This window comes from Mesorhizobium sp. KACC 23794 (assembly GCF_052180275.1).
GTDB lineage: Bacteria > Pseudomonadota > Alphaproteobacteria > Rhizobiales > Rhizobiaceae > Kumtagia.
In genome coordinates this window covers 3,507,645-3,534,153 of sequence record NZ_CP197465.1, presented here as the reverse complement: position 1 = coordinate 3,534,153, position 26,509 = coordinate 3,507,645, and the positions used below count along the sequence as shown (strand labels likewise).

Below are 26,509 nucleotides of genomic sequence, written 5' to 3'. Positions count from 1 at the left end.
GGGCGGGATCAACTCTCCAGCGACGCCAGGCGTGCCTCTTCGAGGATCCATTCACGGAACGCGGCGATGCGCGGATCGTCGGCTGCAACTGTCGGGTAGGCCAGGTGATAGGCATATTCCGGCGTGACCTTCATGCCGAGATCGAAGGGCCGCACCAGCCGCCCCTCGGAAAGGTCGTTGGCGACCATCGAGAAATCGCACAGCGCGACGACGCTGCCCTCGATTGCCGCCTGGATGACATAGGACGATGAGGCGAACAGCACGCAGCGGCTGTCGTCGAAATCCTCGACCCCGGCGGCGGCCATCCACATGCGCCAGTTCGGCCAGGTGACGCCCTGCCGCGACCATTCGATATGGACCAGCGTATGACGCAGCAGGTCACGCGGCACTTCCAGCGGCGGCCCGGACTTCAGCAGGCGCGGGCTGCAGACCGGAAAGATCACGTTGTCGAACAGGCGGTGCGTCATGATGCCGGGATATTTTCCCGTGCCGAAGCGTACGGCGACATCGACGTCGTCGTGGTCGAAATCGCGCAGATCGTAAGAGATGTCGAAGCGTAGATCCATATCGGGCCATCTCGCCCGGAACCGGTCGAGCCGAGGCACCATCCATTTCGATGCGAATGTCCCGTCCATCGTGAGCTTGAGCTGCGTGACGCCGCGCGACAATTTTTTCGCCCGGGCAACCGCCTTGGCGAGCCCCTCCAGCGCCTCGACCGCCGCCTCGTGGAAAACCGCGCCGGCCTGGGTCAGGCGGATGCTGCGGCTGGTGCGGATGAACAGCGCCATGCCGAGCTGGTCCTCGGTCTCCTTGATCTGATGGCTGACGGCGGCCGGCGTCAGGCCCAGTTCCGCCGCCGCGCGCGAAAAATTCAGGTGGCGGCTGGCCGCGTCGAACACCTTTAGCGCGCGGGTGCCGGGAATGTGGAGCGTCATGGCATCTTCAAAGGAAATTCATAGATCGTGCAAATATTGCTCGTTTTTCCTTTTCAATTCAACGGCGTATTTTGAGGCTCACATCATATCCCTCGAAAGGGTTTCAACATGTCCGCCCTCACCATCAAGGCCCACCGGCAGCACTCCGCGGGGCTGTCGTCACTGGCGTTGCGCCTGCTGGAATACCTGCACGCGACGATCTCGCGGCATCAGGCGATCGACGAACTCGGCAAGCTCTCCGACCGCGACCTGCAGGATGTCGGCCTGGAACGCAGCGACATCGCGGCGCGGATCGACAGCGAGATGAGCCGCATCAGCCTGCGGTCGCTGCGGCGGTGACAGGCGGGGCCGGCTCGGCCCCGTCGTCGGGCTGTCAGGGCTTGGCCGGCGTCACGATCTCGTAGGTGCAGGCGAACGAAGCGGCAGCGATGCGATAGGTGTCGCTCGGGTCGGAAGGCACCTGCACGATCGCATCACCGGGTTTTGCCACCATCTGCTCGCCCCACGGCGCCTTGAAGGTGAATTCACCCAGTTCCGCCGAGACGATGAAATAGCCCATGTCGTCGCCCTTCGGCGCGAATGTGCGATAGCCCTGCGCATCCGGTTCAGACTGCGGCTCGCCGTAGCGGGTCGGGAATTTGGCGGCCTTGACCAATATCTCCTCGTTGCCGGTCTCGGGGCAGCGGTTGCGCACCACCCAGTCCCCTGCCTCGGCGGGCTTGGATTTTGTTTCCACGCCCTCGCCCTTGATGATGGTGACCACCACCTCGCCGGCCACGGCCGGACGCGCGTCGACAGGCTTGGTCTTGTGGGCGATGCCAGACTTGCCCTCGCCCTTGACCTTCTCGAACAAGGCGACCTGATCCTGTTCGGACGCCGCGTGAACTACGACCGCCGAAAGCATCGCGACCATGCCTGCCAAAAGGCTCGCAACAACTATCACCCTTCCGGTCTTCATCCTGGCCGCCCCTTTGTGCATCGCAAAAAAGAAAGCACGAACAAGCGCAGAAGCCAATCCGCATGGTGAAAATCAGCGTACGATTCTGCCTATTTGTTCTTGATATGTTCTGTGTCGTTTGATAATTCTAGCGATGACGAGTCAAGCGGTTTCGCGGTTGTGAACAGCGTCCTGTGGATGACCGGCGCGACCCTACAAAAGGACCGGCGATCAAGCTCAAGCCGGTTGACTCCATGCCCAACGCTTCTGCTACCGAGAGGTGGAGCGGATAGAGGACATCATGGCTGAGGCAGCACGCAAGTTCGCGGTGGCGGAAACCCCGCTCTATCGCGAGGCGCCGAACAACATCGAGGCCGAGCAGGCGCTGCTGGGAGCGATCCTCGTCAACAACGACGCCTTCTACCGGGTCTCGGATTTTCTGAAGTCCGGTCATTTCCACGAACCGCTGCATCGAAAAATATTCGAGGTGGGGGCCGAACTGATCCGGATGGGCAAGATGGCCAATCCGGTGACCATGAAGACATTTTTGCCGGCCGACGAGAAAGTCGGCGACATGACCGTCGCCCATTATCTCGCCCGGCTGGCGGCGGAGGCGGTGACGGTCATCAACGCCGCCGACTACGGCCGCGCCATCTACGATCTCGCCACCCGCCGGGCGCTGATCACGGTCGGCGAGGACATGGTCAACATCGCCTATGACGCGCCGGTCGACATGGCGCCGCAAGACCAGATCGAGGACGCCGAGCGCAGGTTGTTCGAACTGGCCGAGACCGGCCGCTACGACGGCGGCTTTGAGAGTTTTTCCGACGCGATCAAGACCGCGATCGACATGGCCAGCGCCGCCTATATGCGCGACGGTCACCTTTCCGGCACCGCAACGGGCCTTCGCGACCTCGACGCCCGCATGGGCGGCCTGCAATCGTCCGACCTGATCGTGCTGGCCGGCCGCCCCGGCATGGGCAAGACCTCGCTGGTCACCAACATCGCCTTCAACGTCGCCCATGCCTATGAGCCGGCGCAGCAGGCGGACGGTTCGTTCAAGGCAGCCAATGGCGGCGTGGTCGGGTTCTTCTCGCTCGAAATGTCGTCGGAACAGCTCGCCACCCGCATCATCTCCGAGCAGGCGGAGGTGCCTTCCTCGAAGATCCGCCGCGGCGACCTCACCGAGGCGGATTTCGAAAAACTGGTCAGCTGCACGCAGATGCTGCAGAAAATCCCGCTGTTCATCGATTCGACCGGCGGCATCTCCATTGCCCAGCTCGCCGCGCGGGCACGGCGGCTGAAGCGCCAGCGCGGGCTGGACCTGATCGTCATCGACTATATCCAGCTGATGCAGGGCAGCAGCGCCCGCGCCTCGCAGAACCGCGTGCAGGAGATCACCGAGATCACGACCGGCCTCAAGGCACTGGCAAAAGAGCTAGCGGTGCCGATCATCGCGCTGTCGCAGCTGTCACGCCAGGTAGAAAGCCGCGACGACAAGCGCCCGCAGCTTTCCGACCTGCGCGAATCCGGCTCGATCGAGCAGGACGCCGACGTGGTGCTGTTCGTCTACCGCGAGGAATATTATCTCAAGAACAAGGAGCCGAAACCCGGCACTGAGGAATACATCAAATGGGAAGGCGAGATGAACGATGCGCGCGGCAAGGCCGAATGCATCATCGCCAAGCAGCGCCACGGCCCGACAGGCTCGGTGGGACTGGGCTTCCAGGGCGAGTTCACGCGCTTCTTCGACCTGGCGGAGGATTCTCATCTGCCATACCGGGAGGAGTAGCTGCGGCTTGGCGTCGCTTATTTTATGCATTATACATAATTTATGCAGAATGCATGAGGTGCATGACCATGCTCAAGGTAAGCGCGGCAGAATTCCAGCGCAACATCGGTCGATATCAGGATCTCGCGCTCACGCAGCCTGTGGCGGTGACACGCAACGGACGCGAGCGGACGGTTTTGCTCTCGACGGAGGAATACCATCGATTGAAGCGCAGGGACCGGGAAGTGCTGGGTTTGGGAGACTTCACCGAAGAAGACATCGCAGCTATCGCAGCCTCCGAGCCGCCCGAAAGCTCGAAGGCATTCGACCACGAGCTCGATAGCTGACGCTTGGCAGATCTGCCCGAACCCACTGCCGGTCTGGTGATCCGCTACAGCTACCTGTGGCGATCGGATTATCTGCGCGGGTTGGAGGAAGGGCAGAAAGATCGGCCGTGTGCGATTGTGTTGGTCGTCAAGGGCGAGTTGGCCAGACCGAGAGTAACGGTGCTCCCGATCACGCACCGACCTCCGTCCAGTGCTGACGAAGCTGTCGAGATTCCCGCCGATACCAAGCGACGCCTCGGACTTGATGATGAGAGGTCATGGGTGATTCTCACTGAAGCAAATCGGTTTTTTTGGCCCGGACCCGACCTGCGCCGGGCAAGTCTGAAAAAGCCAGACAGTTTCGCGCTCGGCGAACTTCCCTACGGATTGTTCATGAGAATCAGGAAGGGATTTCTCGAGGCTGCGAGAACCCAATCGGCGACCACCATCGTGCGTTCCGAATAACCTCGCATGGCCAAACCCCGCATCCAGTTCATCTGCCAGGCCTGCGGCAACGTCACGTCGCGATGGGCCGGCAAGTGCGAGGCCTGCGGTGAGTGGAACACACTCGTCGAGGAAGGCACGGCTGGCGGCATCGGCAGCGGGCCGGCGTCGATGCGCTCGACCCGCAAGGGGCGCGCCGTCGTGCTCACCTCGCTTTCCGGCGAGATCGAGGACGCTCCGCGCATCGCGTCGGGCATCGGCGAACTGGACCGCGCCACCGGCGGCGGCTTTGTCCGCGGCTCGGCCCTGCTGGTCGGCGGCGATCCCGGCATCGGCAAATCGACGCTGCTGACCCAGGCGGCGGCGGCACTGGCCAGCAGAGGGCACCGCATCGTCTACGTCTCGGGCGAAGAGGCGGTGGCACAGATCAGGCTGCGCGCCCAGCGCCTCGGCGTGGCAAATTCGACGGTCGAACTGGCGGCCGAGACCAATGTCGAGGACATATTGGCGACCATCGCCGACGGCAAGCGACCGGATCTGGTGATCCTCGACTCGATCCAGACGCTGTGGACGGATGCAGCCGATTCGGCGCCGGGCACGGTGACGCAGGTACGCTCGGCGGCGCAGACGATGATCCGCTACGCAAAATCGACAGGCGCGGCGATCGTGCTGGTCGGCCACGTGACCAAGGAGGGGCAGATCGCCGGTCCCCGCGTCGTCGAGCACATGGTCGACGCAGTGCTCTATTTCGAGGGCGAAGGCGGGCACCATTACCGCATCCTGCGCACGGTGAAGAACCGATTCGGTCCGACCGACGAGATCGGCGTGTTCGAGATGTCCGACAAGGGGCTTCGCGAGGTGTCGAACCCCTCCGAGCTCTTCCTCGGTGAGCGGCACGCGACGGCGCCTGGAGCGGCGGTTTTCGCCGGCATGGAGGGAACGCGGCCGGTGCTTGTCGAAATCCAGGCGCTGGTGGCCCCGACCTCGCTCGGAACGCCGCGCCGCGCCGTGGTCGGCTGGGACGGTGCGCGGCTCGCCATGGTTCTCGCCGTTCTGGAGGCGCATTGCGGGCTGCGCTTCGGCACGCACGACGTCTACCTGAATGTAGCCGGCGGCTACCGGATTTCCGAGCCTGCCGCCGATCTGGCGGTCGCGGCGGCCCTCGTCTCTTCCCTTACCGGCCTTGCCCTTCCGGCCGATTGCGTCTATTTCGGCGAAATCAGCCTTTCGGGTGCGATCAGGCCGGTTGCGCATGCGCAGCAGCGTCTGAAGGAAGCGGAAAAGCTGGGCTTTGGACAGGCGGTGCTGCCGCGCGGCAGCGAGGAACCCGGCTCCGGCATCGGCGCGGCTTCGTTCCAGCCGGCGACGCTGACGGACCTGGTGGTGCGGATCGCCGGCTCGCTCAGGCGGGACGCGGACGACTGATTTGAAGCGGGCAGCGCGACGGGGCGATGAAGTGGGGATTGAATGCCGATAACGCTGCTTGACGGAATCCTTGTCGGCTTCACGCTGGTTTCCGCGATGCTCGCGATGGTGCGCGGGTTTTCCCGCGAGGTGCTGTCTGTCGTCTCGTGGGTTGCGGCTGCTGCTGCTGCCTACTTCTTCTACAAGCCGGTGCTACCCTACGTTCAGCCCTATATCGACAACGAGCAGTTCGCGATGGCCGCGGCCGCCGGCATCGTCTTCGTCGTTGCGCTGATCATCGTCTCGCTGATCACCATGAAGATCGCCGACCTGATCATCGATTCGCGCATCGGCGCGCTCGACCGCACGCTGGGCTTCGTCTATGGCGCGGCGCGCGGCGTCCTGGTGGTGGCGGTCGCGCTGCTGCTCTTCAATTGGCTGGTCGGCAGCCAGCAGCCGCCCTCGGTTGCCAACGCGAAATCGCGGCCGATGCTGGAAAGTATCGGCAAGTGGCTGGAGAGCATGCTGCCGGAGAACCCGGAAAACTCGATCCTGAAGCGCATCATCCCGGAGGATGGTGACACCGAAGCGCAGCCGCCGGAAGCCCCGGCTGCGGATGCGCCGCCGGCCGAGACCCCTTCGGCTCCGGCCGAGACGCCGCCGGCCGAAAGCCCGCCCGCGAACAACTGATTCGGCCTCGCCGCCCGCTTCAGCCGAGATTCTCCTCCCGATCTCGCAAAATATGCGAATTTCGGTTTCTCGGACGCACGGCCGATCGGGCGCGGGCGGACCACGCAAGCAGGTGCGCCGCGCCAAGGCTCGGAACGCGACAGCGGACGGTCTGCCTTCGCCGCCCGATCACGCGAACGGGACCGGCGATCCAATCCAACAAGGATGCCATGCCGAATTGGCAGTAGCGCCCCACACCCGGCTGCCCTATATGACGGTTTTCCGACACTGGGTGACGTGCCCCGATGGCAGACGCTGCAGAATCCCTCTCCGCCGAGGCCGACGACCATTTCCACGATGAGTGCGGGGTGTTCGGCATCCTCGGCAGGCAGGACGCGGCGGCGATCGTCACGCTCGGCCTGCACGCGCTTCAGCATCGCGGCCAGGAAGCGGCTGGCATAGTCTCCTTTGACGGCACGCAGTTCCACGTCGAACGCCATGTCGGGCTGATTGGTGACACTTTCACCAAGCAATCCGTGATCGACCGGCTGCCGGGCAATCGCGCCATCGGCCACACGCGCTACGCCACCACCGGCGGTGCCGGCCTGCGCAACGTCCAGCCTTTCTTCGCCGAACTCGCCGAGGGTGGGCTGGCGATCGCCCACAATGGCAACATTACGAACGCCATGACCGTGCAGCGCGTGCTGCAGAAGCAAGGTTCCATCTTCTCGTCGACCTCCGACACCGAGACGATCCTGCACCTCGTCGCCACCAGCAAGGAGCGCGACACCAATTCGCGTTTCATCGATGCGATCAAGCAACTCGAAGGTGCGTTCTCGCTGGTGGCGCTCACCGCCAAGAAGATGATCGGCTGCCGCGACCCGCTGGGCATCCGGCCGCTGGTGCTGGGCGACCTCGACGGCTCGTGGATCCTGGCTTCCGAGACCTGCGCGCTGGACATCATCGGCGCGCGTTACGTGCGCGACCTGAAGCCCGGCGAGATGGTGGTGATCACCTCCAAGGGCATCGAGAGCATCTTTCCATTCGAGCCGCAGAAATCGCGTTTCTGCGTGTTCGAATATGTCTATTTCGCCCGACCGGATTCGTCGGTCGAGGGGCGCAACGTTTATGACGTGCGCAAGCGCATCGGCGCCGAACTGGCGGTGGAGAGCCCGGTCGAGGCCGACCTCGTCGTGCCGGTGCCGGATTCCGGAACGCCTGCGGCGATCGGTTTCAGCCAGGCCGCCGGCATCCCGTTCGAACTCGGCATCATCCGAAACCACTATGTCGGACGCACCTTCATCTCGCCGGGCGATTCGATCCGCCATATGGGCGTCCGGCTGAAGCACAACGCCAACCGCCGCATCATCGAGGGCAAGCGCGTCGTGCTCGTCGACGATTCGATCGTGCGCGGCACCACCAGCCAGAAGATCGTGCAGATGGTGCGCGACGCCGGTGCCAAGGAAGTGCATATGCGCATCGCCTCGCCGCCGACGCGCGCCTCCTGCTTCTACGGCGTCGACACGCCGGAAAAGGCAAAACTGCTGGCGTCGCGCATGACCGTCGAGGAGATGGCGAGCTTCATCCGCGTCGATTCGCTGGGCTTCCTGTCGCTCGACGGCCTCTACCGGGCAGTCGGCGAACCGTCGCGCAACAACGAGCAGCCGCAATTCTGCGACGCCTGTTTCTCCAACGAATATCCGACCCGCCTGCTCGACTTCGAAGGCCACGACAACGTGCGCACGCTGTCGCTGCTGGCGACCGGCGGGCAGTAGACGACGACCGGGCAGGCCGCGCCTTTCAACAATTGACAAGTCGAGAGCATGTGTCATATATGGCACATGCAAGATGTTCGAGGCTGAACGGTGTTCGAGGTCGTATTCTTTGCTACGGCCTCGGGCAATGAGCCAGTCCTCGGGTGGCTGAGAACGCTGAACAAAGACGAAAAGCTGACAATCGGCGCCGACCTAAGGACTGTGCAAATCGGGTTTCCACTAGGAATGCCGCTTTGTCGGGCCTCTTGGCGATGGGCTTTTCGAGGTCAGGAGCAGCCTTCCGAGCAAGAGGGAAGCGCGGCTGATGTTTTTTCAACAGGACCGCGATCTGGTTGTGGTCAATGGATTTATCAAGAAGACCCAGAAGACGCCAGCCGATGAGATCGACAAGGCACGGTCGCGGAAACGTTTGTACGAGTCTGCCAGATGAGCGAACCAAACGCGGAGCATACCCTTGACTGAAAAAAAGAATCCTCATCGTGGTTCGACGCTTGACGCTTTTCTCAGCGAGGAAGGCATCCACGACGAAGCCACCACGATTGCGGTCAAGCGCGTCATCGCTTGGCAGTTGCAAGAGGCGATGGCTGAACAAAAGATCAGCAAGACCGACATGGCGGCGCGCATGTCGACGAGCCGTCGGCAGTTGAGCCGTGTGCTCAACCCCGACGATGACAATGTGACGCTCGATACATTGCAACGTGCCGCGAAAGCATTGGGCCATTCGCTACGGCTTGAGTTGATTTGACAAGGTAGCAGCAACTGTTCCGCTCCATACCCGCCAAGGCGGGAGCAAGCATCTGGTATTCACGGCGCCCTACACGTCTCGGTCCTGCCACATCAGCCCTCGCTTCATAGCCAACACGTCACCGGGTCCATGCACTGCCGCGAAGAGCAGGCCAGCCAAAAACGTAAAGTGATCGACGAAGAAGCCGAACTCGGCCTGGTTGCCTTGCCAATGTGACGGTCCGTGAAACGCAAAGGCCAGGAAGATCACATAGGCGCCCGCCAACAGGGCAGCTTCGGAAAAGAAAGCTCCAGTTAGGAAGGCCAGCACCAACGCCACCTCGAAGATCGCCGCCAGCCAGGCGAGAAGCAGGGGAAACGGAAAGCCGGCCGCCGCTATGTAGGCGGCAGTGTCCGCCATGCCGGCGAATTTGAAGGCGGCCGCCATGGCAAACACTCCGGCGAAGATCAGCCTGGCGACGAGAATTGCAACTGTCCTGCCCATTGTTCGATCCTTCAATGATGCTGTCGAAGCCAAGGACGCAGCGCGGCACGGCATTCCGACACGCATCGTCGAAATTCCGATGCGCCGATGCGGACGCGGAATGATCGCCGGAGGTTCGGGGTTTCGCCGGAGAGGAATTCGTCCTATCTGGTGCCGTCTGTCTACCCTCCTCGAACCGGATGCTCGCATGCCCCCTGCCCCCGATCTTTCCGGCCGCATCGCGCTCGTCACCGGCGCCTCGCGCGGCATCGGCTATTTCACCGCCAAACATCTGGCCGCCGCCGGCGCGCATGTGATCGCGGTGGCGCGTTCGGTTGGCGGACTCGAGGAACTGGACGACGAGATCAAGACCGCCGGCGGCCAGGCGACGCTGGTGCCGCTCGACCTCACCGACATGCCAGGCATCGACCGGCTCGGCGGCGCGATCAGCGAACGCTGGGGCAAGCTCGACATCCTGGTCGCCAATGCCGCCATTCTCGGCGTCATCTCGCCGATCGGCCACATCGAGGCGAAAACCTTCGAGAAGGTGATGGCGGTCAACGTCACGGCGACATGGCGGCTGATCCGCTCGGTCGACCCGCTGCTGCGCGCCTCGGATGCCGGCCGAGCCATCCTGCTGACCTCCGGTCTCGCGCATTCGGCCCGCGCCTTCTGGGGCCCATATGCCGCGTCCAAGGCCGCGGTCGAGGCGCTGGCCCGCTCCTGGGCCTACGAAACGGAGAACATGGCGCTGCGCGTCAACTCCTTCGACCCCGGCCGCACGCGCACAGCCATGCGCGCACAGGCGGTTCCGGGCGAGGATCCCCTCAGCGTCCCGCATCCGTCCGACGTGGCGCTCAAGATTCTGCCGCTGGCAAGCCCTCTACTGACTGAGACCGGCATGCTCTATCAGGCGCCTCACGACCGGTTCGTCGGCTACCGGGATCCGGCGTAACGCGAGGCAAGTCTCCGACGCCGCTGCGCCAATCCTCCGGCTGCCGTGGTGCAGCGCCGCAGCGTCGCCGGGCCGTATAGCGTGCTGCATCCATCCCGCGCCTTCGGCTGCGGCGTTCCCCACGGTGCAGCAATGTCGAATGCCATGACCGCCGAGCCGGCCGAGCGCGTCTATGCCGGCATTCTGCTGACCAGCCTCGCCTACATCCTGTTTTCGAGCCAGGACGCGGCAATCAAGCTTCTGGTGGTCGGCATCTCGGTCTGGCAGGTGATGTTCTTCCGCAGCGTCGTGGTGCTTGCCGGGTGCTTCGCCTCCGGAGGCGCGACGCTGTTCCGCGACGCGGCCCGTTCGCCGATCGTCAAGCCCATGCTGCTTCGCAGCGTACTCACCCTCTTGGCCTGGCTCTGCTACTACACCGCCGCGAAATATCTGCAGCTGGCGGAAATGACGACGATCTATTTCGCCGCGCCGATCATCGTCACCACCATGTCGGTGTTCATCCTGCACGAGAAGGTGCCGTTGCTGCGCTGGGGGGCGGTCGTCCTCGGCTTCATCGGCGTGTTCATCGCTTGCGATCCCGCAAAGCTCGGCCTCACCATGCCGATCCTGCTGGTGCTGGCGGCGGCGTTCTTCTGGGCGCTGGCGATCGTGCTGCTGCGCAAGACCGCCTTGCAGGAGCGGACGATCATCCAGCTCGTCCTCAACAATGTCTTCTTCCTGGTGGCGGCCGGCGTGCCGATGATCTTCGTCTGGCAGACGCCGTCGCTGTACGAACTGATCCTGCTCGTGACGGTCGGCGCTCTCGGCGGGGCGGCGCAGCTGGCGCTTTTCGCGGGCATGAAGCACGCTGCCGCCTCCGTCATCGCGCCGTTCGAATACACGTCGCTGATCTGGGCGTTCATCTTCGGCTACCTGATCTGGCACGATATCCCGCGCCCCGAAGTGTTCGTCGGCGCGGCACTGATCATTTTTGCAGGCCTGCTCGTGATCGGCGGAGAGCAGATTCGCAGGCGCGGCTGAGGCCGGCTTGGGACCGGCGAAAGCAATCGAAAAAAGTTTCGAGCGCCGTGGAACCAATGGTGCCGACCGGCGTTTCAATTCGCGACGGGCAATCCCCCTTATGCCCACCCCCCGCCCGTCGATCGCTTAAAGCCAGCCGCGAGGCTGGCTTTTCTTTTGGGCGGTCGGATATGCTGGGCCGTCGACGCATTGACGCCTGCCACGGATCGACTACCCTCCGGACGCTGCGGCCCGGACGAGGCGGGACGTGACTTTGCTACGAGGTTGGGAGGCGCGGCATGATCCTGACTGGCATTGTTCTCGGTTTGCTGGTGGCCGCCTACCTGGCCGGCAGCATCGCCTTGATGATCGGGCTCGGCCTGTCGTTCCGGCAGGCGCTGCTCTATCTGCCGCTGAAACTCGTCTACCGCATCGACGACCGCCGTATTCGGCTTGCACGGCAGGCCGAGACGCCCGTCATCTACGTCATAACCCATCAGTCGCGGCTCGATCCCGCGCTGATGCTGTCGCTGCTGCCGGACGACACGCTGCATATCCTCGACGCGCAATCCGCAAAGGCCATGTGGCTCGAACCCTGGCGCGAACTGGCACGCACCATCGCCTTCAACGCCGAGCACGTCTTCGTCAGCCGCAGGCTGGTGCGCGTGCTGAAACGCAAGGGACGGATCGCCGTCTACCTGCCGGAAAACGTGGAGCCCGATACACGCGCCTTCCGCCTCTACCGCGCAGTTTCCCGCATCGCGCTGCAGGGAGACGCGCGCATCGTGCCCATCTTCATCGACGGCGCACGACACCTGCCGTTCTCGCTGGTCGACGAGGACAACGCTCCCCGCCGGCCGCTGCAGAGACTGAGGGTCGGCACGCTCGAACCGCTCACCGTCAACGAACTGACGGCGCGGGCGGGAGCGGCAAACACCACGGCTTCCAATGTGTTGTTCGACCGCGTCGCCGAGGCGCGCAGCGGGATGTCGTTCTCGCGCCAGAGCCTTTTCCAGGCTGTGCGCCGGGCGGCCAGGCGATTCGGCGCCGACCGACAGATCGTCGAGGACGCAATCAGCGGCACGCTGACCTATCGGCAATTGCTGATGGCGGCGCGTATCTTCGCCGGCCGCTTCGCCCGCATGACGGCGCCCGGCGAGGCGGTCGGCGTGCTGCTTCCCAATTCCAACGGTATCGCGATCTCGCTGCTCGGGCTGATGTCGGCGGGCCGCACGGCCGCCATGATCAACTATACGGCCGGGCCGGCGAATGTCACTTCGGCGATCCGCACCGCGCTGATCCGCACGATCGTCTCGTCGCGCGCCTTCATCGACAAGGCCGGGCTGGAGGATATCGTCGAGGCCGCGAAGGCCGGTGGCGCGCGGTTCGTCTGGGCCGAAGATATCCGCGACGGCATCGGCAATTTCGATCGGCTTGTCGCCGCGCTCTGCTGGCAAAGCCCGGTGAGCGCCCAGGATCCGGCCGCGCCGGCCCTGATCATGTTCACCTCGGGGTCGGAGGGGGCGCCGAAGGCAGTTGTGCTGTCGCACCAGAACCTGATCGCCAACGCCATGCAGGTCGAGGCGCGGCTGGCGGTCGGACCACGCGATTTCCTGATGAACGTGCTGCCGGTGTTCCATTCCTTCGGCCTGCTTGGCGGGCTGATCCTGCCCTTGCTCACCGGCGTTCGAACGCTGCTCTACCCCTCGCCGCTGCATTACAAGCAGATCCCGCAGGTCGCGGCGAAACGACGGCCGACCATCCTGTTCAGCACCGATACGTTTCTCTCCGCCTACGCCAAGGCGGCGGGCGACGACGATTTCTCCAGCCTGCGCTTTGCGGTCGCCGGCGCCGAGCCGCTCAGGGCTGAGACGCGGCGGGTCTGGAAGGAACGCTTCGACACGCGCCTGCTGGAAGGTTTTGGGCTGACCGAAGCGGCGCCGGTCGTTGCCGTCAGCACGGCGACGCACAATCGCGAGGGCTCGGTCGGCCGGCTGCTGCCCGGCGTGCGGGTGCGGCTGGAGCCGGTCGACGGCATTGCCGACGGCGGACGGCTCTGGATCCGCGGGCCGAACGTCATGATGGGCTACATGTCCGCCGACAAGCCCGGCATGCTGCAGCAACTGCCGGAAGCCTGGCACGACACCGGCGACATCGTCTCGTTCGACCGCGAAGGTTTTGTCGTCATCCGCGGGCGCGCCAAGCGTTTTGCCAAGATCGCCGGCGAGATGGTGTCGCTCGGCGCGATCGAGATGCTGGTGCAGTCGCTGTGGCCGGAGCATCGGCACGCCGTAGTCGCAGTGCCGGACAAGAGGCGCGGCGAGCGTATCGTGCTGGTCACCACGGCGGCGGAGGCGGACGCGGCAGAGCTTCGCCGCGCCGGCAAGGAGGCCGGCATCGCCGAACTGGCGGTGCCCCAGGACATCGTCAAGGTCGACGAGATCCCGATCCTCGGCACCGGCAAGATCGATTATCCGACGACCCGAAAGCTGGCGATCGACCGACTGGGCTTGGCTGCGGCCGCATGAGGCGATCCGCGGCTCCGCGAAGGCGCTTCAAGCCGCACTCGCAACGCCTTGATCCAAAAGCACGAAACGCTCCGCCGGGAGCCTTGCAAGCGTTTCAGCTCGCTGGATCTTCAGCAGGCGGCGGCTCCTTTGCCGCTTCGACTACCGCCCGGCGGGAATAGGCCCGGATGCTGAACGGCAGGAACACGAGATAGGCAACCACACCGACCGACAGCGTTTCCCACGGATAGGTGAAGAGCAGCAGGGCGACGAAGACGACGCCGAGGATCATCGGCATCACCGTGTCGCCCGGCACGCGCAAGCGCTTGCCGGACCACACCGGCAGCCGGCTGACCAGCAGGAAGGCGACCAGGATGGTGAAACCGGAAGCGATGAAAGCCGCGATGCGGCTGGGCTCGAAGGCGCCGATGAAGATCAGGTAGACCGGCAGCAGCACGATGACCGCGCCGGCTGGCGCAGGGACACCGACGAAATATTCGCCCTGCCAGGCCGGCCTTGTCTTGTCCTCGTCCAGCACGTTGAACCGCGCCAGCCTGAGCCCACAGGCGATGGCGAACAGCAGCGCTGCGATCCAGCCGGGAGAGCCTGCGCGATCAAGGAGATAGGCGTAGAGCACCAGCGCGGGAGCGACGCCGAAATTGACGATGTCGGCCAGCGAATCCATCTGCGCGCCGAATTTCGAGGTCGCCTTCAGCATGCGGGCAATGCGGCCGTCTATGCCGTCGAGGAAGGCGGCGACCAGCACCATCGCCACCGCCGTCTCGAAGCGATTCTCGAAGGCCAGCCTGATGCCGGACAGACCGGCGCAGATCGCCAGAACGGTGATCAGGTTCGGCAGGACCAGCCTCAGCGGGATCTCGCGGATGCGCGGGCCGCCGTGGCCATGCGGCTCGAAACGCTGGAACGGACCGGCCACCGGCTACGACACCCGGACCAGCGGAGCGGCGGGGCTGCCGCCGAATTCGGCGATGACGGTCTCGCCGCCCACCGCCGTCTGGCCGACGGCGACACGCGGCGTCGCTTCGAGCGGCAGAAAGACATCGACGCGCGAACCGAACCGGATCAGGCCGAACCGCTCGCCAATGCCGATGTTTCCGCCCTGCCCCGCCCAGCAGACGATGCGCCGCGCCACTAGGCCGGCGATCTGGACGGCGGCGACGGTGCCGTTCGGACTGTCGATGACGAGGCCGTTTCTTTCGTTCTCACTGCTGGCCTTGTCGAGTTCGGCGTTGAGGAATTTTCCGGGGCGATGCTCGATTTTCGTGATTCTTCCACGGACGGGAGAGCGATTCACATGGCAGGAAAAGACGTTCATGAACACCGAGATCCGGGTCATCTCGGCGCTGCCGAGGCCGAGCTCCCGTGGCGGCACGGCCGGGCCGACCGCCGAGACGATGCCGTCGGCGGGGCTGATGACGAGCCGGTCATCGGCAGGAGTCACCCGCTGCGGATCGCGGAAAAAGTAGGCGCACCAAGCCGTTAGGATCAAGCCGACCCAGAACAGGCTGGTCGAGAAGATGCCCAGCACCAGCGCGACAACGGCAAAGCCGCCGATGAACGGCCAGCCTTCGCGGTGGATCGGCACGAAGGCATTTTTCACTGTATCGACGAGGGACATCGGTACCCGACAGTTTGCTAACGATGGCGTCTATTTACGGGATGGGGAGGCGGGTGGCAACGCGATGGGAGGCTAGCGGAGGCGCTGTGGACGGTTTTGATGGCCGCATGGACGGGCGGTGAAATTGAACCCGACCAATGTTGAGCGGGATCGAGGGTTTAGATGAGCCGAGAGGCCTTTTTGCTTACCGTATTTGCCCGGGCCGGACATCGCAAACGATGCCGAAAACCTTCCCATAACCAACTTCCCCCGGCGCCCGCCGTGCTGACTTTAAGGAATGGCGACGCAATTCAGCTTATTTGTGGCCGACCACCAGCACTCCTGGAGACGGGGCAGCCCGCGTCTGGGCAAAGGCCGCCAAGCCGAACCCGATCCGGAAACGCGGCTCAATCACTCTCCGCTTTCTTCCCGGTGCGGGCGGGGCGGGCGGTGTTCAATGCCACTGCGGCGCGAATGAGGGCCTTCAGTGCCTCTTCATCGATCTCCTCGCCTTCGCGGATGTCGATAGCGCGGCGGGTGTTGCCTTCCAGGCTGGCGTTGAACAGGCTTTTCGGGTCGTCCAGCGCGGCGCCCTTGGCGAAGGTCAGCTTGACGACGGCCTTGTAGGTCTCGCCGGTGCATATGATGCCGTCATGTTCCCACACCGGAACGCCCCGCCACTTCCACTCCTCGACGATTTCGGGGTCGGCCTGCCCGATAATATCCCGGACGCGAGCGAGCGTGGCGCCCCGCCAATCGCCCAGTTCGCGAATCCTTGCGTCGATCAGATCCGAGGGAGGTGCGGATGCCTTGGCCTGCGTCGCGGCGCTGGTGCTTTTTTTCATGGGTCGCTTTCCTGGTAAGTGCCGATCGATAGCTCTGTGCCGGCGCGGGCGTCCGGCGTTCACATCTTCTCGCCGGGCAAGTCGCTTGCCTGCTTCACCCAATCTGCAAGTTGCGCTTCGTCAAACGGATCGTCCTCGAAAATGTCGAGGTAGCGCACGTCCTTCTGCTTGGACCCGCCGGGCGGGAGCGGTCGAAGCGACGCGCCGCGGAAGAATGCCACCTTCACGTATCTCGTGAAGACGTGGATGCCGAGGAACCACCCCTGGCCTTCGATGCCGTAGAGCGGCGAGTTCCATTTGACCGCCTTGCTCACGCCGGGGACCGTGCGTTCGATGAGCGCGTCGAGGCGGCGGCCGATTTGGCTTTTCCAGCCAGGCATGGCCGCGATGTAAGCCTGCACGGGGGCGTCGCCAAAACCCTTGGCGATCTGCGGGTTGCCGCCCGAGAGGAGGACGACTTCGCCGGAATGCGGTTTCGGCGCCGCTTTGGACGGTTTCGAGGCTTTTGCCACGGTCTCTGTCCCCTTGGATGTTTTCCCGACCATGATGTTTGATGCTCCGCTTCGCGCGGGCAGACCTCACTCCATCCGCGCCAAGACCTGCCCCAAACTCTCGAGGAACCTTGGCCATCCGACCGTGGCGCCCCGGAGGTAAGGCTGCTGGTCCGGCCGGAAGCCCGACTGCTCCATGCGCAGAAGCGTGCCCGCGCCTGAGGGCGTCAGCGACCATGTGACGACGGACCGGAGATCCTTGGTATTCCACGTGTAGGACAAGGCCTTGTTCGGCTCGACTGTCCGCACCTCGCAGTCAACGGCGCCCCAGTCCGCGCTGAGATTGAAGCGGTGGCCGGCGACGGGCTCGAAATCGTTCTTCATCAGCCACTCCGCGATCAGGTGCGGCTGGGTGAGCGCGCGCCAGAGTTTTTCAGGCGGATGCGCCATCTCGCGCTCGACGATGACGGTGCGTATTTCGGCGGATGTCCCGCTCATTGGTCCATCCTTTTCAACAGGTCCTCAAGGCCGTCGAACCGGCTTTGCCAGAAACCGGACATCTCGCTCGTCCAGTCGACCAGCGGCGAGAGCGCGCCGGGCTTGGCGCTGTAATGTGTCTCGCGGCCCTGGTGCCGGCCTCGCACCAGCCCGGCCTGCTTCAGCACCCCGAGATGTTTCGAGACGACCGGCTGCGAGACGCCGGCACGCGCCGTCAGCGCTCCGACCGTCTTCTCCCCCTCGCGGCAGAGGCGCTCGAAGAGCGCCCGCCGGGTGGGATCGGCAAGCGTCCTGAACAGAATGTCCTCGACTTCCGACATTCGGGATCAATACCCCATTGGCTATGGATTAACGTATAGCCAATGAGCTATTTGTTCGTCAAGCGGGCAAGCGAGCGGGACAATCGGCCCGCATATGCATGCCGCGAGTCGTTCAAGGCTGGAGCACAAGGCGCCGCCCTACTCCACCTCCGGTGTGCGGCGGCGGACGATGACGCCGAGATCGTCCTCCTGGCGGGCGATGCGCAGGCGTTCCTCCGCCTCGGTCGCCTCGCGCTGGCGCGCCCACATCGAGGCATAGAGCCCCCCCCTGGCAAGCAAGTCGATGTGGTGACCACGCTCGGCGATCTGGCCGTCCTTGAGCACGATGATCTCGTCGGCGGAAATCACTGTCGACAGCCGGTGGGCGATGACAATGGTGGTGCGGCCGCGCGACACCATGTCGAGCGCCGTCTGTATCTCCTGCTCGGTATGCGAATCGAGCGCAGAGGTCGCCTCGTCGAGCATCAGGATGGGCGGCGCCTTCAGGATCGTTCGGGCGATCGCCACGCGCTGCTTCTCGCCGCCGGACAGTTTCAGCCCGCGCTCACCGACCATGGTGCGGTAGCCCTCCGGCAGGCGTGCGATGAACGGGCCGATCTGGGCGAGGTCGGCGGCCTGGCGGACATCTTCCTCTGAGGCGTCGACGCGGCCGTAGCGGATATTGTAGGCGACGGTGTCGTTGAACAGCACGGTATCCTGCGGCACCATGCCGATCGCGGCGCGCAGGCTCTCCTGCGTGGCACTGCTGATGTCCTGGCCGTCGATCAGGATCTGACCAGACTGGATGTCGTAGAAGCGGAAGAGCAGCCGCGAGATCGTCGATTTTCCGGCGCCCGACGGGCCGACGATCGCCACCGTCTTGCCGGCCGGCACCTCGAAGCTGATGCCTTTCAGGATCGCGCGGGCGGGATCGTAGGAGAAATGCACGTCGCGGAATTCGACGCGCCCCTCGCTAACAACCAGCGGCTTTGCACCCGGTTTGTCGGAAATCTCGGCGGGCACGTCGAGCAGGTCGAACATCTGCTCGATGTCGGTCAGGCCCTGCCGGATCTCGCGGTAGATGAAGCCGATGAAGTTGAGCGGCACGGAGAGTTGCATCAGCATGGCGTTCAAAAAGACGAAGTCGCCGATGGTCTGCGTGCCGGCCTGCACCTCGCGCGCCGACAGCAGCATGATGGCCAGCATGCCGGCGCCGAAGATGACGCCCTGGCCGAAATTCAGCCAGCCGAGCGAGGTCCAGGTCTTCGTGGCGGCGCTCTCGTAGCGGGCCATGGAATGGTCGAAGCGCTCGGCCTCCATGCGCTCGTTGTTGAAATATTTCACCGTCTCGTAGTTGAGCAGCGAGTCGATCGCCTTGGTGTTGGCATCGGTGTCGCTGTCGTTCATCTCGCGGCGGATGGCGATGCGCCAGTCGCTCGCCCAGACCGTGAACCAGGTGTAGAGCGCGACGGTGAGGGCGACGACAACGACGTAGATCCAGCCATAGGCGACGGCGAAGATCACCGCCGTCAGCGCGAATTCCAGGATGGTCGGCAGCGTGTTCAAGATGGTGAAGCGGACGATCGTCTCGATGCCCTTCACGCCGCGCTCGATGATACGCGACAGGCCGCCGGTGCGGCGTTCCAGATGGAAGCGCAGCGACAGATCGTGCATGTGGACGAAGGTCTTGTAGGCGAGCTTCCGCACCGCATACTGGCCGACGCTGGCGAACAGCGCGTCCCGCAACTGGTTGAGGCCGACCTGGATCAAACGCACGACATTATAGGCGATGACGAGGGCGGCAGGCACCAGCATCCAGTCCGGCAGCGGCGGCGTGCGGGCGTGGTCGCCGACCAGCGCGTCGGTCGACCATTTGAAGAAATAGGGTACGGCGATGAGGACGAGCTTGGAAACGACGAGATAGACCGTAGCCCAGGCGACGCGTATGCGCAGATCGCCGCGCTCGGCCGGCCACATATAGGGCTTCAAATTGATCAGCGTGCGCAGCGTCGAGCCGGACTCCGCCGAGACAGTCTTGTCGGCCAATTTTTTCTTCCCTGTTTCCGGAGCCGTTTCCGCCGCAACGGCGGCCGGCGCGGATCGTTGGTACAAACTATCCCAGACTCATGACGCGCGGTTCAGCGCACGCGGACGGCCGGGACGGACAGCAGGCGGCCGCCAGGGCGGTGACGTGTTTTGCAGTGCCGGACAGCGCCTCATGGTCGATCTCGTATATGGAACGCTGGCGCTCCTGCCGGACCCGCACCAGCCCCGCCTCGACCAGCACCTTGAGATGCTGGGACACCGTGGATTGCGCGAGGTCGAGCCGTCCGACGACGTCCTTGCAGCAGCAGCGATCGCCCTGTGACAGATGTTTCACGATCTCCAGCCGCGCCGGATGGGCGAGCGCGCCGAGCCGGACGGCCAGCCGCTCGGAAGTGGCCGGATCAGGCCTCATGGCTGAGATCGAGATCTTGCATCGTTTATCGACGATAAACGATGAAACTTGAAACAGCAACGGCTGGGAGCATGCTGTTCCAATTTTTGTCCCGCACCGCGCGGATGATCGCGCAAAGGCGCGGTTTGTGAGAAGCTTGGGCAAAGGAGGAGCGTCATGCTGCTGATCACCGGGACGTTCCGCATCCGGCCAGAGAAACTCGCAGAGGCAAGGCCGGTCATGGAGACCATGATTCTTGCCAGCCGAGCGGAGGACGGCTGCGTCAACTATTCCTACGCGGTCGACCTCCTCGACGGCGGGCTGGTGCATGTCGCCGAGGCATGGCGGCACCGCGCGGCGCTCGACGCACATTTTGCATCCGCCCACATCGCCCGCTGGCGCGCCACCTGGCCGACGCTCGGCATCACAGACCGGGATTTGACGCTGCACGAGGTCAGCGCGTCACGAGCAACGTGAGAGAATAAGGAGACCGTTTCAACGGTTCCGGGCCGCAACCGTCGTCGGTCAACAGCGGCAGATCGAAATCAACGAAGCTGTTATCGCAGTTCCGTATCCCTACTGCCGCACCACCGGCGATATCGCCTGTTCGCCAAGCGTGGTCATGTCGGCCTCCTCTCCCTTTTCCGTCTTGCTCGGCACCGAAAACACCTGGCCGGGATAGATGCGGTCCGGATCGTCGATCTGGTGCTGGTTAGCGAGATAGATGGTCGAATAGCGAAGGCCGCGGCCGTAGACGCGGTGCGAGATGCGCCACAAGGAATCGCCGCGGCGGATGATGACCGATCCGCCGACATTCTCCAGTTTTGGCGAAAGCGTCTCCGTCGGCGCGGCGGCCGTTTCGGTCTGGCCGGCGGGCGCGGGCTGGGTGGCCGCCATGCCCGGCGCGGAACCGGCGGTCTTTTCGGGCGCTGCGGCGGCGACGGCGGGCTGCGTCGCGCTGTCTATCGCCGGCGCTTCGGTGGCCGTGGGGTGAGCCTCATCCGACTTGCCCAGGCGCGGTTGCGTCCCTTTCGCGACGACCTCGCCGGCAGGCGGCGCATCGGGCTGCGGCTGGGCCGCGGCCGGCCTCGGCTCGTCGGGAGAAGCGACGGCGGCGACGTTTTCGCCGGCCTCGCGCTCGAACGGCACGGCGGCGCGCGCCACCACCTGCGCCCCGTCGGGACCAAGCGCGTCGACACGGATGATGTAGTCGCCCACCGGCAGGTCGCGTTCGGCCTCGATCAGGAAACGGCCTGCGGGCGAGGTTTTGGCGTCACCAAGCAGGATCTCGTTGGCATAGCCGCGCACGACGCGGCCCGCATCGGCGGTGCCGGCGACGAAGATGCGGCGGCCTTCGATCTCGACGGCTTCGACTGCGACCCTGGTTTTGCCCGCCGGCTGCTGCTGGGGCTTGGCAGGCGCCGGATCGGGCGTCGCCGCGGCGACCTGCTGCTCGCTTCCGGCAATTGGTTTCTGCTCCGGCGCGGCGGCATCGGGCGCGGGCTGTTGTTTTGCCGTCGTGTCGGCTGCCCCCTGGTCTGTCGTGGCGGCGTCGGCCGAAGACTTGCCTGATGCCTCGCTATCAGCGGCGGCCTGTTGATCGGCGGCGGCCTGTTGATCGGCAGCGGGCTTGTTATCCGATGCGACGGGCGGGTTGGCGTCGGCCTGGGCTGTAGAGCCGGCAGTCGAAGGTCCGGAGTCGGCAGCGGAAGTGACCGATGGATTGGCCTGCTTCGGCTCTGGCATGGTGATCAGTTGCGAGGGCTTGCCGGGCTCCTCGACCAAGGCAAGCACCTGCCCGTCCGACGAGTCGGGGATCGACACGACAGCCGTCTCGGTGGACATCGCCACGACATTGTCGGCCGTGGTCGACCGAAGCACGATCTGGTAGTCGCCGGGCTTCAGCGGCTCGTCGAGCACGATGGCGAAATCGCCGCCCGCTCCGGCGATGGCGCTGCCGATGACACGCGAGCCGATGATGGCCTCGACCTTCGCGTTGGGCGCGGCACGGCCGGCGATGACGATCGACCCGTCGGCCTCGACGCGCACCAGGTCGAAGGCCGGGGCCTCGACCTTGGGCTCGGGCTTGAGTTCAGCGGCAGGCGGCTCGGCGGCGGAGGCCGGGGCCGTTTCGCCGGCCGGCGCCGGCGGGGTTGACGCGGCGGGCGCGTCGCCGGCCGGCGGCTTGGGGACCTCGACCGAAGGCGCCTGCGTACCAGCCGGCGCGGTCGGGTTTTCCACGGTCGCTTCCGAGGGCGGCAGGGCGGCAAGTTTCTGGGCTTCCGGCGCTGCATCGGTCACCGCCGGAACCTGCGGTTTCAGGAAGGGATCGAAGACGCCCGCGACATAGGCGGTTCCGCCCACGGCAACCGATCCCCCCGCCAGGAACAACAGTACCTTGATCGGTGAAAGTGCCATATTCCGTTTGCCCCTTAGCGAACTTCCGATACAGGCGACGCCGGGCTTGACAAGGCTGTCCCGCGGCATCCTGGGGCTGCGTACCACCGTACGACCGGCCCTTCGCCTCGCGCCGCGACAAACGCCCCATTTCCCCTGGGCATGGCCTTTTTCTACAAGGTCCTTTTGCCACCTAAGCGCGGTCTAGCCTGTTTTGGCGGCAGCGACAAGGAAATGCCCGTTTTCTTCCCTTGACCGGAACGGCCGACGCACTAACCAATCACAGCATGAACACGATTCGATCCGTCTGCGTCTACTGCGGCTCGTCGCCGGGCCGGAGCGACATCTACATGAAGGCCGGCCATACGCTCGGGCGATCGATCGCCGAAGCAGGCCTGCGCCTTGTCTATGGCGGCGGCACCAAGGGGATCATGGGTGCTGTCGCCGACGGCGCGCTCCGAGCCGGGGGCAAGGTGACCGGCATAATCCCGCGCTTCCTTCTCAACCGGGAAGCGACGGAAGCAAGCCTCGGCAAGTTCGACGACATCGTCGTCACCGACAGCATGCATGAGCGCAAACACAGGATGTTCCAGGAATCCGACGCCTTTGTGGCGCTGCCGGGCGGCATCGGCACGGTCGAGGAGATCGTCGAGATCATGACCTGGGGCCAGCTCGGCCACCACCGTAAGCCGATCGTCTTCGCCAACATCGCCGGTTTCTGGCAGCCGATGCTGGCGCTGATGGACCATATGCGCGTCGAGGGCTTTATCCACACCGGCCATCTCGTGCAGCCGCTGGTGATCGACCGCGCGGAGGCGATCGTGCCGGGAATTCTGGTCGAAGCCGCCAACACCGGCACGCCGACGGAGGGGGACGAGGCGGTCATCGACAAGATGTGAAGGTGGTGGCCATGGCCGATTTCGACACGCATGATGCGATCTTCCATCGGCTGCTGGATTTTTTGGCCCGCGTGCCTGCGGTTTCTCGCAACGACACTCCGTCGCGCGGCTTTGGCACCGGCATCGACAATGGCGTGTGGTGGGTGAAGTTTTCGCTCGATATCGATCATCCGCTCGCCTGGAACGCCGTCCAGGAATTTGGCCACGTGCTGAACTATCTTTTCCTTGACGAGCCGTTGCCCACAGTGTTCAGGCCGGTTTCGCCGCCGCCCTATATGAACGGCGGACCGAGAGACTTTCTGAGCTGGGTAATCGAATGTCCGACAGAGCGAATGGCTCCCGATACGGTCGCGGAATGGCTTGAAGGCCGTCTTCCCCGCCCAATTGACGATATTTCTCAATGGTCGGTGGACGAGGAATAAGGCTGTTGGCAATCCCTTCCTTCGTCACGCATGCGAAGCGTGCGGCGTGATAGAGAGCGTCGTGTTATAGACATCTGACCGACGACGACGGACCTGTGCCATGGACGACATCACGCGATCCGAAAAACTTGCCGCCGAGCAGCGCGAAAACCTGCTTGCAAAAGCTACGCCGGACGAGCACGGGCTGTTCTTCATCTATCATTTCGACGCGAACGGTTTCCAGACTAGGGACCCGGCGGCGTCCAGCTGGTCGTGGCGCAGCTATCACATCACCGACGCCCGCGCCCGCAACGAGATCGCCGCGGAGGGCGCCCTGCCCGACCCGGTGCGCGAAGCGTTCCTGAGTTCGGGGTTCGACTGCCACATCGACCTCGAGGATGCCTGGCTCTATGGCGACCTGCCGGATCTGCGCCACGACTATTCGAAGGAAGCGCGTGGACGCGGACATTTCCGCTTCGCTTTCGACGCCAAGATGCTGATCGGCGCACGAAAGCAGCCGCTGCGCTCGGTCGACGCCATCCGGACGGTGATCGACAAGCGGTCGCGCGCCTTCCGCTCGCCGGCCGACCTGATCGAGGCGGTGATGAACCAGTCGCTCGACCGCATCAGTGCCGAGCTTGCCGAGATCGGCGACCAGCTCGACGGCATCGAGGATCGCATTGTCTGTGACGCATGGCACAATGAGCGGCAGTCGCTGGTCGACGTGCGGCGCAAGCTGGTGGTGATCCACCGGCAGATGGCCAGCCTAACCGGCCTGTTCAAACATCTGGACCACGCGCACCGGCACGACCTGTCGGAAACGCTGATCGACATGACGGCGCGCCTTTCGCACCATGCCTTCATGGTGCACCATGACAGCGAGCAGTTGCAGGCGCGCGCAAGGCTGCTGCAGGACGAGCTGATGGCAAAACTGTCGGCGCAGTCGAACCGGCTGCTCTACATCTTGTCGGTGATGACCGCCGTGCTTTTGCCGATGACCATCATCTCCGGCCTGTTCGGCATGAATGTCGGAGGCCTGCCCTTCGTAGGCTACGGCGCCGGTTTCTGGGTCGTCACGGTGCTGTCGCTTGGCGTCGCGTTCGGCACGCTGTATTTCGTGCGGCGGCTGGGCGACGGAATGTAGTGGGCATTGACCCTGCGTCCTTGAGGTTTGCCTGCCAAGGACGCACCAAAAAAACGCGGCAAATCTACTGCGTGCCCTTGGTCAGATAATCTTCCGCCAGGGCGATCGCCGTGCGGCGGTCGGACTCGGGCGCGAGCGCGAACGCTTCCTCCTGCATGCCGCGGATCCAGCCCTTGTCCGAGGCCGGGGCGCGTTCGAGCGCGGCGGTCATCATCGCAAGCCCGCGCACCACCTTGCCGCTCTGGAACAGCAGATTGCCAAGCGTCGCCTGCGCGCCGGCATGGCCCTTCTCGGCGGCAAGCTGCAGCCAGCGGCCGGCCTGCTGGACGCTCTTCTTCACGCCGTCGCCCTTGAGGAACATCTTGCCCATCTCGAACTGGGCGTTCGGATTGCGGTAGTTGGCGGCGGCCCGCATGTAATATTGCTGGGCGGCGGCCGCATTGGCCTCGACGGGGCTGCCGGGAATGCCGCTCTGCCAGTAGCTGCCCAATGCCACCAGCGCGTCGGACATGTAACTTTCCTCCGGGCTGCCGGGCTCGACGTCCTGATCGGCGATCTCGCTGAAGAACTTGAACGCCTCGTAGTCGTTACGGTCGACACCGTCGCCCTCGGCATACATGCGCGCCAGCTTCCATGTGGCGCCGAGCTGGCCCTTTTCGGCGGCGTAGCGGTACGCCTCCACAGCCTGCTCCTTGTGGCCGCTCTTGTAGGCGCTGAAGCCGAACTGGAAGACCGCCCACGGGTTGGACTGCGCTTTCACCTCGCCCTTGTCGTCGAAAATGCGCTCGTCGAAGGCGCGCGCCGGCCCGGCCGCCAGAATGGCCCCAGCCAGAAGCGCCGTCATCACACCCGATTTCACAACTGACGAACTACGCATTGCAGTCTTTTTCTGAACTCCCGGTGGCGGGCCTTGAGAAAACAAAAGCGCTCACCCCCGACGTGACATTCCCAAGGCCGACGACCCGCAACTGCCGGCCACCCGCCATGCCTGTTCCTCTCATGCGCGCCGCACCGCGACGCGAAAGGGACCGCGCGACAGCTCGCCCGGCACGGGCAAGATGCCCGCACGCCGCCGACTGCACTCCACGGTCCCCTGAAATATCGTACCGGTCACCCGAGACACGGCTGCCGAAACTGGAAAGGCTCTGGATCACGTCCAAGCCGAACCCGTCGACCACCCGACAATGCCGGTCCAATTCGACCAAAGTGGGGCGACCGCCCCTCGTGCCATGCGTATCGGCTGCAATCCTCAGGCAAGCCTTGCCGGCTACCGGGTGTTTCAGGCTTGTGCCATTACGAATCGACTGACCCAGTCGCATCGCGCTTACCGCGCCATCGCCGAGGCAGGACTTGAAAGGTACAAAACCGCGCATTCTTTTCCTGGCCGCAGTGCCGGCGGCTACGGGTCGTCCCGGGCCCCGCCGCAAGACCTCTTCCGGGTGCTCCGGGTTTATGGCGGGAAGTGGGCAATTTTGCCCTGCCCTTTTCTACCGCAATCCTTCTTGAGAAACTGTTGCTGAATCGTCACAAATCGAGCGGATGACGTTGCTT

The 26,509-nt window shown here is 64.4% G+C and carries 28 protein-coding genes and 1 pseudogene; 16 read left to right on the top strand and 13 right to left on the bottom strand.

Translation table 11 applies throughout. From position 1 onward, the window contains the following. Nucleotides 1-8 precede the first annotated feature (8 nt). On the bottom strand, nt 9-935 hold the full coding sequence (gcvA, locus tag ACSBOB_RS17280) for a transcriptional regulator GcvA (protein WP_442583611.1): 927 nt from the start codon (nt 933-935) through the stop codon (nt 9-11). A 108-nt stretch (nt 936-1,043) separates the two neighbouring features. Between gcvA and ACSBOB_RS17275 the strand changes: the two genes are divergently transcribed. Continuing rightward, nucleotides 1,044-1,274, top strand: coding sequence for a DUF1127 domain-containing protein (locus ACSBOB_RS17275; RefSeq protein WP_442583610.1), 231 nt, complete (start codon nt 1,044-1,046; stop codon nt 1,272-1,274). A 34-nt stretch (nt 1,275-1,308) separates the two neighbouring features. Here the strand turns inward: ACSBOB_RS17275 and ACSBOB_RS17270 are convergent, their stop codons facing one another. Then, on the bottom strand, nt 1,309-1,893 hold the full coding sequence (locus ACSBOB_RS17270) for a hypothetical protein (protein ID WP_442583609.1): 585 nt from the start codon (nt 1,891-1,893) through the stop codon (nt 1,309-1,311). A gap of 280 nt (nt 1,894-2,173) precedes the next feature. Between ACSBOB_RS17270 and ACSBOB_RS17265 the strand changes: the two genes are divergently transcribed. The 8 genes and pseudogenes from ACSBOB_RS17265 to ACSBOB_RS17230 all read left to right on the top strand — a co-directional run bounded on the left by ACSBOB_RS17265 (nt 2,174) and on the right by ACSBOB_RS17230 (nt 9,006). After that, nucleotides 2,174-3,664 carry a replicative DNA helicase gene (locus tag ACSBOB_RS17265; RefSeq protein ID WP_442583608.1) on the top strand — a complete coding sequence of 497 codons (1,491 nt, stop codon included), beginning with the start codon at nt 2,174-2,176 and terminating at the stop codon, nt 3,662-3,664. A gap of 62 nt (nt 3,665-3,726) precedes the next feature. Then, nucleotides 3,727-3,990, top strand: a complete 264-nt coding sequence (locus ACSBOB_RS17260; protein WP_442583607.1) for a type II toxin-antitoxin system Phd/YefM family antitoxin — start codon at nt 3,727-3,729, stop codon at nt 3,988-3,990. A gap of 3 nt (nt 3,991-3,993) precedes the next feature. Then, nucleotides 3,994-4,434, top strand: coding sequence for a hypothetical protein (locus tag ACSBOB_RS17255; protein ID WP_442583606.1), 441 nt, complete (start codon nt 3,994-3,996; stop codon nt 4,432-4,434). A 6-nt stretch (nt 4,435-4,440) separates the two neighbouring features. Continuing rightward, entirely contained in the window at nt 4,441-5,838 is a 1,398-nt protein-coding gene (radA, locus tag ACSBOB_RS17250) for a DNA repair protein RadA (protein WP_442583605.1), read from the top strand. Nucleotides 5,839-5,880: 42 nt separating this feature from the next. Beyond that, nucleotides 5,881-6,507, top strand: coding sequence for a CvpA family protein (locus ACSBOB_RS17245; protein WP_442583604.1), 627 nt, complete (start codon nt 5,881-5,883; stop codon nt 6,505-6,507). 284 nt (nt 6,508-6,791) lie between these two features. After that, nucleotides 6,792-8,261 carry an amidophosphoribosyltransferase gene (gene purF, locus ACSBOB_RS17240; RefSeq protein ID WP_442583603.1) on the top strand — a complete coding sequence of 490 codons (1,470 nt, stop codon included), beginning with the start codon at nt 6,792-6,794 and terminating at the stop codon, nt 8,259-8,261. A gap of 292 nt (nt 8,262-8,553) precedes the next feature. Further along, nucleotides 8,554-8,691 (top strand): annotated as a pseudogene (locus ACSBOB_RS17235) (type II toxin-antitoxin system RelE/ParE family toxin); the annotation flags it as partial. A gap of 24 nt (nt 8,692-8,715) precedes the next feature. Further along, on the top strand, nt 8,716-9,006 hold the full coding sequence (locus tag ACSBOB_RS17230) for a helix-turn-helix domain-containing protein (RefSeq protein ID WP_442583602.1): 291 nt from the start codon (nt 8,716-8,718) through the stop codon (nt 9,004-9,006). Between the two features lie 69 nt (nt 9,007-9,075). On the opposite strand, the gene ACSBOB_RS17225 is transcribed toward ACSBOB_RS17230, so the two are convergent. Next, nucleotides 9,076-9,489: a DoxX family protein gene (locus tag ACSBOB_RS17225; protein ID WP_442583601.1), complete on the bottom strand. Its 414-nt coding sequence runs from the start codon at nt 9,487-9,489 to the stop codon at nt 9,076-9,078. A 187-nt stretch (nt 9,490-9,676) separates the two neighbouring features. On the opposite strand from ACSBOB_RS17225, the gene ACSBOB_RS17220 reads away from it, so the two are divergent. The 3 genes from ACSBOB_RS17220 to ACSBOB_RS17210 all read left to right on the top strand — a co-directional run bounded on the left by ACSBOB_RS17220 (nt 9,677) and on the right by ACSBOB_RS17210 (nt 13,950). Then, nucleotides 9,677-10,423 carry an SDR family NAD(P)-dependent oxidoreductase gene (locus ACSBOB_RS17220; protein WP_442583600.1) on the top strand — a complete coding sequence of 249 codons (747 nt, stop codon included), beginning with the start codon at nt 9,677-9,679 and terminating at the stop codon, nt 10,421-10,423. A gap of 132 nt (nt 10,424-10,555) precedes the next feature. Then, on the top strand, nt 10,556-11,443 hold the full coding sequence (locus ACSBOB_RS17215) for a DMT family transporter (protein ID WP_442583599.1): 888 nt from the start codon (nt 10,556-10,558) through the stop codon (nt 11,441-11,443). A 278-nt stretch (nt 11,444-11,721) separates the two neighbouring features. After that, entirely contained in the window at nt 11,722-13,950 is a 2,229-nt protein-coding gene (locus ACSBOB_RS17210) for an AMP-binding protein (RefSeq protein ID WP_442583598.1), read from the top strand. Nucleotides 13,951-14,044: 94 nt separating this feature from the next. Here ACSBOB_RS17210 and pssA read toward each other — a convergent pair whose 3' ends face one another. From pssA to ACSBOB_RS17170, 8 genes are all read right to left on the bottom strand, one after another. Further along, a complete protein-coding gene (gene pssA / locus ACSBOB_RS17205; RefSeq protein ID WP_442583597.1) occupies nt 14,045-14,866 on the bottom strand; it encodes a CDP-diacylglycerol--serine O-phosphatidyltransferase in 822 nt (273 codons plus the stop codon). A gap of 3 nt (nt 14,867-14,869) precedes the next feature. Next, entirely contained in the window at nt 14,870-15,568 is a 699-nt protein-coding gene (locus tag ACSBOB_RS17200) for a phosphatidylserine decarboxylase (protein WP_442583596.1), read from the bottom strand. A 386-nt stretch (nt 15,569-15,954) separates the two neighbouring features. Next, nucleotides 15,955-16,392 (bottom strand): DUF1801 domain-containing protein, encoded by a 438-nt coding sequence (locus tag ACSBOB_RS17195; protein ID WP_442583595.1) that lies wholly within the window; start codon nt 16,390-16,392, stop codon nt 15,955-15,957. A 59-nt stretch (nt 16,393-16,451) separates the two neighbouring features. Then, a complete protein-coding gene (locus tag ACSBOB_RS17190; protein ID WP_442583594.1) occupies nt 16,452-16,937 on the bottom strand; it encodes a DUF1801 domain-containing protein in 486 nt (161 codons plus the stop codon). 33 nt (nt 16,938-16,970) lie between these two features. Beyond that, the gene (locus tag ACSBOB_RS17185; protein WP_442583593.1) at nt 16,971-17,381 is read right to left on the bottom strand and encodes an SRPBCC family protein; all 411 of its coding nucleotides are present in this window, start codon (nt 17,379-17,381) and stop codon (nt 16,971-16,973) included. After that, nucleotides 17,378-17,701 carry an ArsR/SmtB family transcription factor gene (locus ACSBOB_RS17180; RefSeq protein ID WP_442583592.1) on the bottom strand — a complete coding sequence of 108 codons (324 nt, stop codon included), beginning with the start codon at nt 17,699-17,701 and terminating at the stop codon, nt 17,378-17,380. The genes ACSBOB_RS17185 and ACSBOB_RS17180 overlap by 4 nt, the downstream gene beginning before the upstream one ends. Before the next feature lie 138 nt (nt 17,702-17,839). Then, nucleotides 17,840-19,726, bottom strand: a complete 1,887-nt coding sequence (locus ACSBOB_RS17175) for an ABCB family ABC transporter ATP-binding protein/permease (RefSeq protein ID WP_442583591.1) — start codon at nt 19,724-19,726, stop codon at nt 17,840-17,842. Nucleotides 19,727-19,793: 67 nt separating this feature from the next. Beyond that, nucleotides 19,794-20,138, bottom strand: a complete 345-nt coding sequence (locus ACSBOB_RS17170) for an ArsR/SmtB family transcription factor (RefSeq protein WP_442583590.1) — start codon at nt 20,136-20,138, stop codon at nt 19,794-19,796. Nucleotides 20,139-20,294: 156 nt separating this feature from the next. Here ACSBOB_RS17170 and ACSBOB_RS17165 point away from each other — a divergent pair, with 156 nt between their 5' ends. Then, nucleotides 20,295-20,594 carry a putative quinol monooxygenase gene (locus ACSBOB_RS17165; protein WP_442583589.1) on the top strand — a complete coding sequence of 100 codons (300 nt, stop codon included), beginning with the start codon at nt 20,295-20,297 and terminating at the stop codon, nt 20,592-20,594. Nucleotides 20,595-20,693: 99 nt separating this feature from the next. Here the strand turns inward: ACSBOB_RS17165 and ACSBOB_RS17160 are convergent, their stop codons facing one another. Beyond that, nucleotides 20,694-22,535: a LysM peptidoglycan-binding domain-containing protein gene (locus tag ACSBOB_RS17160; protein WP_442583588.1), complete on the bottom strand. Its 1,842-nt coding sequence runs from the start codon at nt 22,533-22,535 to the stop codon at nt 20,694-20,696. A gap of 266 nt (nt 22,536-22,801) precedes the next feature. Between ACSBOB_RS17160 and ACSBOB_RS17155 the strand changes: the two genes are divergently transcribed. The 3 genes from ACSBOB_RS17155 to ACSBOB_RS17145 all read left to right on the top strand — a co-directional run bounded on the left by ACSBOB_RS17155 (nt 22,802) and on the right by ACSBOB_RS17145 (nt 24,958). Then, nucleotides 22,802-23,413, top strand: a complete 612-nt coding sequence (locus ACSBOB_RS17155; RefSeq protein ID WP_442583587.1) for a TIGR00730 family Rossman fold protein — start codon at nt 22,802-22,804, stop codon at nt 23,411-23,413. Between the two features lie 11 nt (nt 23,414-23,424). After that, on the top strand, nt 23,425-23,835 hold the full coding sequence (locus ACSBOB_RS17150) for a hypothetical protein (protein WP_442583586.1): 411 nt from the start codon (nt 23,425-23,427) through the stop codon (nt 23,833-23,835). Nucleotides 23,836-23,935: 100 nt separating this feature from the next. Continuing rightward, complete coding sequence (locus tag ACSBOB_RS17145; RefSeq protein ID WP_442583585.1) at nt 23,936-24,958, top strand: CorA family divalent cation transporter; 1,023 nt, start codon at nt 23,936-23,938, stop codon at nt 24,956-24,958. 64 nt (nt 24,959-25,022) lie between these two features. Here the strand turns inward: ACSBOB_RS17145 and ACSBOB_RS17140 are convergent, their stop codons facing one another. Next, nucleotides 25,023-25,835, bottom strand: a complete 813-nt coding sequence (locus ACSBOB_RS17140; RefSeq protein ID WP_442583584.1) for a tetratricopeptide repeat protein — start codon at nt 25,833-25,835, stop codon at nt 25,023-25,025. Between the last annotated feature and the right edge of the window lie 674 nt (nt 25,836-26,509).